At 52.4% G+C, this 11,213-nt stretch carries 7 protein-coding genes and 3 pseudogenes; 3 read left to right on the top strand and 7 right to left on the bottom strand.

What is annotated here, in order from left to right:
• Nucleotides 1-155: 155 nt before the first annotated feature.
• Nucleotides 156-1,329 (bottom strand): annotated as a pseudogene (locus DWB67_RS14675) (IS3 family transposase).
• 407 nt (nucleotides 1,330-1,736) lie between these two features.
• Here DWB67_RS14675 and DWB67_RS14670 point away from each other — a divergent pair.
• Together DWB67_RS14670 and DWB67_RS14665 are read left to right on the top strand one after the other, a co-directional pair.
• Entirely contained in the window at nucleotides 1,737-2,336 is a 600-nt protein-coding gene (locus tag DWB67_RS14670) for a TRAP transporter small permease subunit (protein WP_119808350.1), read from the top strand.
• A complete protein-coding gene (locus DWB67_RS14665; RefSeq protein ID WP_255418693.1) occupies nucleotides 2,333-4,150 on the top strand; it encodes a TRAP transporter large permease subunit in 1,818 nt (605 codons plus the stop codon). Before DWB67_RS14670 ends, DWB67_RS14665 begins: the two co-directional genes overlap by 4 nt.
• Before the next feature lie 72 nt (nucleotides 4,151-4,222).
• Here the strand turns inward: DWB67_RS14665 and DWB67_RS14660 are convergent, their stop codons facing one another.
• The 4 genes and pseudogenes from DWB67_RS14660 to DWB67_RS14650 form a co-directional block, all read right to left on the bottom strand.
• Nucleotides 4,223-5,344: a TRAP transporter substrate-binding protein gene (locus DWB67_RS14660; protein ID WP_119808349.1), complete on the bottom strand. Its 1,122-nt coding sequence runs from the start codon at nucleotides 5,342-5,344 to the stop codon at nucleotides 4,223-4,225.
• 499 nt (nucleotides 5,345-5,843) lie between these two features.
• A complete protein-coding gene (locus DWB67_RS14655) occupies nucleotides 5,844-6,191 on the bottom strand; it encodes a transposase (protein WP_255418694.1) in 348 nt (115 codons plus the stop codon).
• A 64-nt stretch (nucleotides 6,192-6,255) separates the two neighbouring features.
• Nucleotides 6,256-6,510: pseudogene (locus tag DWB67_RS18065) on the bottom strand (transposase); the annotation flags it as partial.
• Between the two features lie 185 nt (nucleotides 6,511-6,695).
• Nucleotides 6,696-7,135 (bottom strand): annotated as a pseudogene (locus DWB67_RS14650) (IS5 family transposase); the annotation flags it as partial.
• Nucleotides 7,136-7,401: 266 nt separating this feature from the next.
• Here DWB67_RS14650 and DWB67_RS14645 point away from each other — a divergent pair.
• Complete coding sequence (locus DWB67_RS14645; RefSeq protein WP_119808348.1) at nucleotides 7,402-8,976, top strand: family 16 glycosylhydrolase; 1,575 nt, start codon at nucleotides 7,402-7,404, stop codon at nucleotides 8,974-8,976.
• Nucleotides 8,977-10,017: 1,041 nt separating this feature from the next.
• Here DWB67_RS14645 and DWB67_RS14635 read toward each other — a convergent pair.
• The gene (locus DWB67_RS14635) at nucleotides 10,018-10,263 is read right to left on the bottom strand and encodes a hypothetical protein (protein WP_119808346.1); all 246 of its coding nucleotides are present in this window, start codon (nucleotides 10,261-10,263) and stop codon (nucleotides 10,018-10,020) included.
• Nucleotides 10,264-10,555: 292 nt separating this feature from the next.
• Complete coding sequence (locus DWB67_RS14630) at nucleotides 10,556-11,032, bottom strand: MarR family winged helix-turn-helix transcriptional regulator (RefSeq protein ID WP_119808345.1); 477 nt, start codon at nucleotides 11,030-11,032, stop codon at nucleotides 10,556-10,558.
• Nucleotides 11,033-11,213: the final 181 nt, after the last annotated feature.

Here is an 11,213-nt window from a genome sequence, read left to right as displayed (position 1 = left end):
ACACGATCCGTCACCACAAAGCGCTGCTCGTTCATCCCAACCTCCGTTTGGGAGATTTGAATCAGAAATCAAAACCTATGGGAAGTATGATTGTCCACGGGCCCTAGTTTTTCGACCAGTTTTCTGCCGCAATAAGCTTTCGCATTGGTTTCATGTCAGGCGGCAGCTTTCAGGTTCGAGTCTTGAGTATCATAGGCCTCTGCCGGGGTCAGCAGGCCATGCGGTGAGTGCGGGCGTTTTTTGTTGTAGTAGCTGAGCCACGCGCCGATCCCACGACTCGCCTCTGAACCGGTCTCAAAGGCGTTGAGATAGACGCACTCGTATTTCGCTGCGCGGTCCTTCGGTTCAGCGACCGCCAGAGCCGTTCGATCATTCGATTGTCGATCCATCGTCCAAGTTCATCCATGGAAATCTTGACCTTGGCGTCGCGCAGCACGTCGGTGAAATCTGTGCTGGTGAACTGCGACCCTTGATCCGGGTTGAAGATTTCCGGCGGACCGTATCGAGTCAACGCATCTTTCAATGCCTCGACGCAGAACCCCACGTTCATGGTATTCGAGAGCCGCCAACTCAGGACTTTGCGGCTGAACCAGTCCATCACGGCAACCAGGTAAAGAAACCCGCGCCGCATCGGGATGTAGGTAATGTCGGTGCACCAGACCTGGTTTGGTCGGGTGATAGGCAATTCTCTAAGAAGAGATGGGTATATCTTGTGCGCGGGATGTTTTTTGCTGGTCTTGGGCTCTTGATAGATCGGGACAAGCCGCATCAGCTTCATCAGGCGGCGCACCTAGTGTTGCCCACAATTGTGGCCTTCCCGTTGCATGTGGCGGGCCATCTGCCGGGAGCCATACCACGGCGTTTCCAAGAACTGCCTGTCGATAATTTCCACTAAACGCAGGTTCCCGGCGCTTTCGCCCCGCGGTTGAGAGTACAGCGCCGCGCGCGACAGGCAGAGCAGCACGCATTGCTGGCGTACGCTTATATCAGGATGATCCTGCTTTACCGCCTTTTGCCTGCAGTCCCGAGGATAAGGCTGGGAGGCACTGGCCAAAAATCTCGTTCCAAGACAAGCTGTCAGATTTTGGCGTGAAGTTTTTCCAGATCCTGATCAGAAACCGACGGCGCAGTTGTCACATTGCCATCAAACGCGGCGGCAATGTTCAGGGTCGCCGCTGTCTTCCAGCCGGTGATCATCGTCGGGTGAATGTCGTATTTTTTGGCCAGCTCGGCCGTCGTCAGTTCCTCGCGAATGGCTTCCAAAGCCACCTTCACCTTGAACTCAGATGTATAGCGCTTGCGTTTCGTTATCTGGGAGCGGTCCTTCATCAGTCCCGAAAGCTTAGCAACTGGTCCGAAATCCTGCGACCAACTCTTCCTTCTTGGTATCACAAAACACCGTCTTTGCGCACCTGCTCCTTCAAGCGTAGAGTGAATGCGTGCTGATGCCGAGCCGAAAGCTTCTTCGTCGGATAGCCCCGTTCCGTGATCCGCACCGCCGTATAGCGTTTGAAATTTTCAGTCAAATTACCTGTACCTATTATGGCTTGCTGGCCTCAGAAGTAGCAAAGAAGGCGTCCACAAGACATGAGGTTGTTCAGTACATCCCGACCCCTACGTCATGTCATGGTCCAAATCAAATTTGGTTTACATCCGGAACGGGGCCTCCATAATCGAAGCCAATAGGAGAGTGGAGCGTTCTAAATGTCTGCAAAAAATGTTACAGGCATGTCATCGTGACGGGCCTTTTGAAATGTGCAAACGCGATTGACCGCCTTAATGGGTGGATCGGGCGCTGCGTTGCGTGGCTGTTGGTGGCTGCCATCGCCATCAGTGCTGGAAATGCCGTCTTGCGCAAATCGTTCAACATGTCGTCCAATGCGTGGCTGGAAGCACAGTGGTATTTGTTCGGCGCGGTATTCATGCTTTGCGCAGCATGGACCCTACGCGATGACGGACATGTGCGCGTTGATGTCCTTTCCAACATGCTGGGCCCGCGGAGGCGGGTCCTGATCGATCTGATCTGTCATATGCTGTTCCTGATCCCGTTTGCGGCGGTCATGGTCTATCTGTCTTGGCCGTTCTTCATGACCTCGTTTGTGTCGGGTGAGCAGTCCAGCGACGCGGGCGGCCTTGTCCGCTGGCCAGCCAAGTTCTTTATCCTGGCGGGGTTCGTCCTGCTGTTGGTCCAAGGTGTGTCCGAGATCATAAAATGCTTTGCAAAGCTGACCGGCGCTCTTACGATTTCCGCCGATACGCCACCGAATAATGAGGCCGATGTGGCAATCGCCGATCCTGCGGTATCCCGCAGCAAACCAAGCGGACCCACGACATGATTGCCGTGCTTGAAATCATCGCGCACAATCTGGCCCCGATCATGTTTATCAGCGTCATGGGATTACTGCTGCTGGGATACCCCGTTGCGCTGACCCTTGCGGCGGGCGGGTTGTTCTTTTTCGCTATCGGTGTTGGCCTTTCTGAATACTCCAGCGACATCAACCTGTTCTGGCCTCTTATGCGCGCCATGCCCGAACGGGTCTTCGGTATTATGTCGAACGAGACATTGCTGGCGATTCCATTCTTCACCTTCATGGGGCTTATTCTGGAACGCTCGGGCATGGCCGAGGATTTGCTGGATACGGTAGGGCAACTGTTCGGACCGTTGCGCGGTGGTGTCGCGTTCGCCGTCATTCTTGTTGGCGCCCTGCTGGGGGCGACTACGGGTGTGGTTGCCGCATCGGTCATTGCGATGGGATTGATTTCTCTGCCGGTGATGCAGCGCTATCGCTATGATCAATCGGTTGCCCTAGGGACAATTGCCGCCGCCGGAACGCTGGCACAGATCGTGCCGCCATCGCTGGTGCTGATCGTCATGGCGGATCAGCTTGGTGTATCCGTCGGGGACATGTATGTGGGCGCTGTCTGGCCGGCACTGATCGTGATTGCCGTCTATTGCCTCTATATCGCAGCGCTGGCCATTTTTCGGCCCGCCAGCGTGCCCGCCCTTCCACCCGAAGAGCGGCGTTTGGGTAACGGCATCGGATCGTTGCTGGCGATGATTGTGCTGGCGGTCGTTCTCTACATGGTTTCGTCGCGCTTGTTGTTTTCTAATATGGTGCCTGCAACACGGCTGGTCTTCGCCAGCGCGATCGCGGTTGCTGTCTGCTATGCCATCGCACTGGCAAATCAGCGGTTTAAGCTTGCTATCCTGTCGCGTCTGTCAGAGGCGATCATCATCGTCCTGATCCCACCACTGGCGTTGATCTTTTTGGTCCTGGGCACGATCTTTCTGGGAATCGCAACGCCGACGGAGGGAGGCGCGATGGGGGCAGTCGGTGCCGTTCTTCTGGCGCTAGGCAAACGCCGTCTTAGCTTGGCGGCATTGGCGTCGGCGGTCATGGCCACTGCCAAGTTGTCGGCCTTTGTCCTGCTGATCCTGTTGGGCGCACGCGTCTTTGGCCTGACGTTCTATGGCGTCAACGGCCAGGTCTGGATCGAGGAACTGCTGTTGGGCCTGCCAGGTGGGCAGATCGGATTTCTGATCGTCGTCACGATCGTGATCTTTATTTTGGGCTGTTTCTTAGACTTCTTCGAAATTGCGTTTATTCTTGTGCCTTTGCTGGCGCCGGTGGCGCAGACGCTTGGGATAGATCTGATCTGGTTCGGCGTCATTCTGTCGCTGAACCTTCAGACATCGTTTCTGACGCCGCCTTTTGGATTTGCGCTTTTCTATCTGCGCTCGGTGACGCCATCCAACGAACGACGCGATCCCGTTTCGGGCGAAATGATGCCAAAGGTGCAGACCAGCGAAATCTATCGCGGCGTGCTGCCCTATATCGGATTGCAGTTCGCCATTATCATGCTGGTGATCTTCATACCCGGGCTGGTTACGCATTACGATGACAGCCGTCAACGCACGGTTGTGCCTGCCACAAGTACAGAAGGCGGGTCCGGTTTGAATTTTGGCGGTCCGGCCACGACGAGCGTACCTGCCACCGGCGATAGCGGGTTCAACTTCGGCGGCGGCAATAACGGCAAAGCGGCCCCAGCCGCGCCGGCGGGTGGTGGGTTCAACTTTGGCAACGGACCGGCCCCCGCCGAAGGTGCCGCAGAACCTGCCCCCGCCGACGGCGGTTTCAACTTCAATTAGCGCAACAAAAGGGCCCGGATCCGCATGGATCCGGGCCTTTTTCAGACCATGGGCTGCAATCACACTGCAGGATCAATTACCGTCGGCGCTCTGCTGACCGGGCAGCTGATTGTTGCGCTGCTTGTCCATCATGAAATTTGCATAGGTGCTTTCCGCGACCTGTTTCCACAGAAAGTGATCGACGCCGAAGGCCATCATGCTGTCGTAGATCGTCTTCCATTCCGGATCGGACGCCAGTTCGCCATACAGCTCCATGGCCGCGTCATAGCTAGCATCCATTACATCCTGCGGGAATGCGCGCAACTGCGTTCCATTTTCCGCCAATGACCGCAAGGCTGTCGGGTTCTTGAAATCGTATTCAGCCATCATCTCGACGTTGGATGCGCGTGCCGCGGTTTGCAGAAGGCTTTGATAAGCGGGCGGCAGGCCATCCCATGCATCCTTGTTGATAAAGCTGCACAGGGTCAGGTTTCCCTCCCACCAGCCGGGATAGTAGTAATAGGGCGCGACTTGGTAGAAACCCAGCTTTTCGTCGTCATATGGACCAATCCATTCGGCAGCGTCGATCGTTCCCCTTTCCAGCGAGGGATAGATGTCGCCACCAGCAATCTGCTGCGGCACGACGCCGATCCGCTCCATGATCTGACCGGCAAGACCGGCGATCCGCATCTTGAGACCTTTCATGTCATCAAGCGACGTGATCTCGTTGCGGAACCAGCCACCCATCTGCGTGCCGGTATTCCCGGCCGGAAGGTATTGCAGGCCGTTCTTGTTGTAGAATTCGTTCAGCAGGTTGATGCCATCGCCATAATAAAGCCAAGCGTTCATGCCGCGCTGGTCCAGCCCGAACGGAATGACCCCGCCCAGAGCCCATGTGGGCGACTTGCCGACATAGTAGTAGCTGGCGGTATGACACATTTCCACGGTGCCGTTCTGCACCGCGTCGGCCGCTTGCAGACCAGGCACGATTTCACCGGCGGCAAAGACCTGAATATCGAATGCGCCGTCAGTCGCCTCGCGCACATAGGTCGCAAGATCGGTCGCGCCGCCATAAATCGTATCCAGCGCCTGCGGAAAGGACGACGTGCAGCGCCACTGCACCTTCTGCGTGTTTTGCGCAATCGCCGGCGCTGCGAGTGCAAATCCACCAGCGCTCGTCACTGCCGCGCTTGTGAGAAACTTACGTCTTTCCATATTCTTCCTCCAAAGAATTCGTTCTCAGCCTTTACTTTAACGATCAAACACAGACCTGCCAGACTGTTTGCGCTATTGCTCATGATTTGACTTGAAATATTACCAATACCGATGCGAGGTTCGGAGTCCTTTGCATATTTACAGACGCTATGCTTTGCCGACCGGACTAGAGAAGCGATCAAGTGCGACCAAACGCCGTGTTAGGTCGCTGGTTAGGTTCAGGACTTCGGTAACGGATCCGCCCCAGTCAAGACATTGTTCCCAAGAAGACTTTTTCCACCGAAGCAGGTGATTTTCATTTTTGACGTTCGTTCCTGATCTTCGTGCCCCGATAATTGAGATCCTTCGGGCACATGCTTCTGTCCGTGGTCATCGCTCGGCTGCAAACATGATGCTGGTTCGGCGCAATTCCGATGTGCCCATCTCATAGGCGTGCTTGACTAATGTCAGCGATGCGGGGCCTCACGGGCCTGCGATCAGGCAGGCAACGGGTGGGAGATCAGGTCGTTGGCGCAGCCTCCATTCGGAACATCGTGCCGTCGACCCACATGCGATGCAGTGTAACTGATATCCGGCGCGCCAAGTCTACCATGGCCCTTTTTCTACCCCGGCGTTTCGCAATCTGAGCGCTCCAGTTCCTCAGCCATGTCGCACGGCCCCGGTTTATCATGACGGTTGCGGCCTGACACAGCGTGCGCCACAGGTTCACGTCACCGGTTTTGGTTATATCACCTGAGACATCGCGCTCGCTAGGATGGTTGCGTGATGATGTCAGGCCAACCCATGGGCCCATGTTTTTTGGAGAGGTGAGGCGTGTAGGGTCGTCAAAGGCGGAGCAGTAGGTCAAAGGCAACAACTGCGCCAATCCCTGGCATCGTCATCAATCGTACGCAGACCGGGTCGTCTTAAGCCATCTGGCGAACCTCACGTTCCAGTGCCTTAATACGGTCCCGTTCTTCAGTGGTCACGCCATCGCGCATGCTACTGTCCTTCTCGGCCTGCTTGACCCATCCGCTCAGGGTTTGGGGAATACAGCCGATCTTGGGTGCAATGGCCGCGATCGCGCCCGCTTGCGTTTCGTAGGAGCCTTGATGCTCGAACACCATTCGGACCGCACGAGCGCGGACCTCGGGCGAGTAGCGATTTGCCATTTTGCTTTTTGTCATAACCATCATCCTTACTTAAGTTGATGGTCTCCGACAAAACCGGAACGATACAAACTGCCTTTGCCAGATCGACCCCGATCATCATATTCTTCATTTTGCCGTCCTCTTCTGCCCGTGGCGTTGAACACCACGACCTTGGCACATTGCGATGCCGTCTAGGGAGGGCAGCAACCACTCCATCTGGCCTGCCCAGCCGACATGAAGAACCGGATAGGCCTTCCTTTCGCATCAGTGACGGCATGTAGCTTTTTGTTCATACCGCCTTTCGTTCGACCGATCTGGCGACCGCGCCCCCCTTTTTTGCATGCAGGCTACAAACCGTGCGGTGCGTCTTGAGGTACGTGGCATCGATCATGATCGTCTTCGGATCGGTATCTTCGGCGGCCAGCCCGACCATGATCCATTCAAAGAACCCGTTTTCACTCCAGCGCTTCCAGCGGCTATAAAGCGTCTTGGCCGGTCCATATTCCCTCGGAGCATCGCACCATCGCAAACCATTGCGATTGATGAAGATAATACCGCTCAACATACGAAGATCATCAACGCGCGGGCGGCCATGGCTCTTTGGAAAGAACGGGCGCAGGCGCGCCATTTGCACTTCGGTCAGCCAGAACAGGTTGCTCATTGAGCAGGTCTCCTTGCGTATCCTGAAACACGCCGAAAGCCTGAGATCAATGAGTCTTAAGCCTAATAACCATCCCGCCAGAGCAATGCTCTATAATAATAAAATCTAATGATTATACATTATGTAAAAATCTATTAAATCTTACCCGTGGGCTAAAATGGCACTTCTTTTATGGAAAATTTATATATCGTCTTTATTATTTTATAAAGATTTGCCGTTATATAGACATGTCTAAGGCGATGCATTCTACATAAAGGGCCATCCAAATGATTCAATCTGAACGCGAAAGTGGCCTGAACATCTATACTTCAAGTGAAGCCAGGCCTAATAATGGCTGGCTTGTTTCGGATTGGGGCGCTGGCCAGACGTCTATTATGAACTGGTCGGAGGATAATGTCCGCGTTTCGGAATACGGACTTATCGAACTTATTCTTGATCGTGCGCCCGAGGGGTCCTCTGAGATTTGGGAAGGAGGCGAAATCCAGAACGCGACTGCCACAACAACCGGCACTTGGAGCTGGACCGCACAGGCCCCCGAAATGGCACCCGGCGCCGTTTTCGGGATGTTCACCTATAAGAGCGACTGGAAAAATGCACCTTGGACCGAATTCGACTTTGAATTTGTTGGTGACGACACGACAAGGGTTCAGTTGAATATCCACATGATTGATGCCTCTGGTCAACATGTTGCTTTGGAGCAGAATAAAGAAAACAAAACGATTATTGATCTTGGATTCGACGCAGCCAAAGGCATGCACACCTATGAGGTGTCGGTCTCTCAGACGCGGGCAACCTTTTACATTGATGGCAATATTGTTGGTAATTTTACAGCTTCCGACATGCCGGGGAACACATGGAACCTTGCGCCGATGAATAGTTATGTCGACCTGTGGGCCGCCCCTAGTTATATGGAACAGTGGACGGGGCAATGGATCGATCCCGGGCGCCCCCTTATTGCGCAGATTTTAGATGCTGAGATCCGAGACAGTGAATACGGCAGTACGTATGTTCCCGTCACCGATCATGTGGATGAGACAACCATACCTGACGCCGATATTTTGCCAGGGAACACCAAAGAAGATGGTATTCTTGGGGACGAGGAGAATAACACCCTTATCGGCAATTCCGAAGACAACGCGATTTATGGTTTTGCTGGCAACGACGTGCTTGACGGCAAATCAGGCATGGACGCGATGTATGGGATGACTGGCGATGACATATATTGGGTAGACGATCTTGGCGACAGCACCGTGGAAAATACGGATGAGGGCTATGATCAAGTCAATTCTTTCACCGATTGGACATTAGCCGATCACATGGAAGCACTGTTATTGCAGAACAAACTGCATATTAATGGCACCGGCAATGCTCTCGACAATACGATTATCGGAAGTGCAGGAAGAAACATTCTTCGGGGTCTAGGCGGGGATGACATGCTAGATGGCAAAGGAGGTCAGGACATTATTTTTGCTGACAGTGGAAGCGATACATTGGTCGGTGGCAGGGGCACAGACAGCATGTTTGGTGGCAGCGACAACGACCGCGATACATTTGTCTTCAATTCAGTAAAGGACAGCAGGCCGGGCTCCGGTCACGACATCGTGCACGATTTCATCTCTGGGGTCGACAAGCTAGATTTTGGGCAATTGGATGCCAATACATCGCTGTACGGGCAGAATGATTTTGTCTTCACCGATTCATCTACCGCATACTCCATATGGACCGTAAGTACTGACGCAGATTTACTCATTCAGGCCGATGTAGATGGAGACTCTTTAGTAGATTTCGAAATCCTGATTAAAGAAATGGCGTTGATTGTCGAGAATGATTTTATATTATAGATCTGACATGTGGCTATAAAAATTTGCTTTAAATTCTTCCGAAATATCAAGTAACACGCATCTAGCAACGATCGAAAAAACGGTTTTACAGAAATTTTTCTTGGCGCATTACCACCCGATACCCATCGATCAAGAATATCCTGAGTTCTGTTTCGGTCAGGTTATCAGCGATTAGCATACTCAATTGACGTCCCATAATGCTTCCTTCTAAGCTTGAGAAAAGATCGCACCATTAAACCGTGTGACCAAATATTTGGTCTTCAGACGCGAAATTATCGGGTGATGCCCGTCGCTTTGGGCAGTATTCTCGAAGTTTCAAATTAACGGCTTGGTCCTTTCGTGCTTCTGGTAGTTCAGTCTGCGGTCCCTTCAAACATGCTTAAATTTTTAAACGACCAATAACAAAAATTAACGAAACTTTATGCTGCCGCGCGTGATATATATTTTTCAATATATAAAATACGTTCCTGGCTTTCACTTATCTTTCATAGATACGTTTAAATGTTAGGACCAAGTGAGCTCTGCGCATTAAATTTAGGGCAATTTATTCATTGGTGATCTTACAAAGATGTTCTAGCGTTGAGACCGGACATCTTACTGCAGGAGGTCGCATGTCCACAAACAAGACCCGTCAAGCCAGATGGCGGTCCGCTAACCCGCAGAAATATGATGCCCATAAGGCGGTGTGTAAAGCAATGCGATCTGGCAAGCTGGAAAAGCAGCATTGCGAGGTTTGCGGCGCATCTCATGTAGACGCCCATCATGACAATTATGACAAGCCTTTAAACGTAAGATGGCTGTGTCGACGTCATCATATCCAACTACACTTCTATGGCGCAGACATGTTTCCCCTAAAAGGTAAAGCGTCGGAGGCAGGGTAACATCCAACTATTGCATGATGTCATGAATGTCGGCCGTATCTGTCAGGTCAAAGTCCAAGCAAAATTGGTAATGTCCAAAGGATGCAGTAAGGCGGCTATATCCCAATTTGGATACAGCGGCCTTACTTATAACAATCACAAAATCGTCCGCAGGACGATCTCAGCGATCCTGATTGTTGTATGCAGTGGTTGTGTTGGTCGGGAATGAGGTGATCATGGTATCGGCAGCGATGCCAGCACGGGTGAGTTCAACAGTGCTCATCACCAAGTCAGCGCGAATTCGCATTGTGTCAGCAGCCGAAGCGGTCGAAATTACGTCAGGGCGTTCGTTGCGGGTGTCGGTCGCAGCGCCGGCGACGCCAGTTGCCATGGCAAGTACGGTCAGGGCTATCATGATGGTTTTCATTATGTCAGTCTCCGGTATCTGGATTCCGGTGGAACAGTAGTTGTGTTCCGATGACTGCCACATAGGCCCCGCCGCCAAATTGATTAGGTGTCGACTTATGGTCTCTTTGTTCAATATGGCAATATAATAGCGCACGATGTTTCTGAGATGAAGAGAAATGGGTTCTTATAAGGCAGCAATTGATGAATAATTTTATTACTATTGACCCGAAGCATCCTCACCCTTGCGAAAAGTGGCTTTGCCAGCTTATTGGCGTATTTTATACAAACCGCTATGTGGAAGATCCGTTACGTCAACTTTGCTGATGACCCGATAACTTACCATGTTTCGTCAAAGGTGCCCGTCCGCCAATTGAATCTCGCAGCCGACCGCTTTGTAAAAACAGCTGTTCGGCGTTTTCCGGGCCTATTGCGTTGCAGATGATCCGGTCGACCTGTTGCCAAACCTCAAGCACTTGGTCCCGAAGATGCCATCCCTTATCAGACAAAGAAAGAAGGGTGGCACGTTTGTCCTTCGGATCATGGCGCATCTGGATGAAGCCGTTGGCTATCAGTCTTTTTGTCATCTGACTCATGCTGGCCGGGGTTACATTGAATTCGGATGCCAAATGCCGTTGTGACGCTTCTTTCAAGCGACCAAGTGCATGAATGAACCGCGCCTGTCCCGGATGAAGGTCAAAAGGTTTTAACAGCTCCCGCAAATGCTCATCAAGCAGATGGGTGCTGTGCAACAAGAGGTGGAAACCGGCACCTTGCAACGTTTCTGACATCAAGTTAGGGTCCTAACTGAGTAAACTGAGGATAATATACTTATACTTATACTTATACTTTTATTAGCGATACCATGCCCGTACTCTCTTTAAAGGCTGTAGTGTCGTTTGGGATGGTGACCATCAAAGCGAATGCACAAGTGAAAGAAAAGGCTTCAGAATGACCATCATTCGACGATCC

Source organism: Paracoccus sp. JM45 (assembly GCF_003590715.1).
Taxonomy (GTDB): domain Bacteria; phylum Pseudomonadota; class Alphaproteobacteria; order Rhodobacterales; family Rhodobacteraceae; genus Paracoccus.
Note: the sequence above shows the minus strand (reverse complement) of the source record. Positions and strands in the feature narration are given on the sequence as shown.

What these genes read in the sequence shown, in the direction of transcription:
- DWB67_RS14645 (WP_119808348.1), top strand. Translation starts at nt 7,402, where the DNA reads ATGATTCAATCTGAACGCGAAAGTGGCCTGAACATCTATACTTCAAGT.
- DWB67_RS14630 (WP_119808345.1), bottom strand. Translation starts at nt 11,032, where the DNA reads ATGTCAGAAACGTTGCAAGGTGCCGGTTTCCACCTCTTGTTGCACAGC.
- DWB67_RS14665 (WP_255418693.1), top strand. Translation starts at nt 2,333, where the DNA reads ATGATTGCCGTGCTTGAAATCATCGCGCACAATCTGGCCCCGATCATG.
- DWB67_RS14635 (WP_119808346.1), bottom strand. Translation starts at nt 10,263, where the DNA reads ATGAAAACCATCATGATAGCCCTGACCGTACTTGCCATGGCAACTGGC.
- DWB67_RS14660 (WP_119808349.1), bottom strand. Translation starts at nt 5,344, where the DNA reads ATGGAAAGACGTAAGTTTCTCACAAGCGCGGCAGTGACGAGCGCTGGT.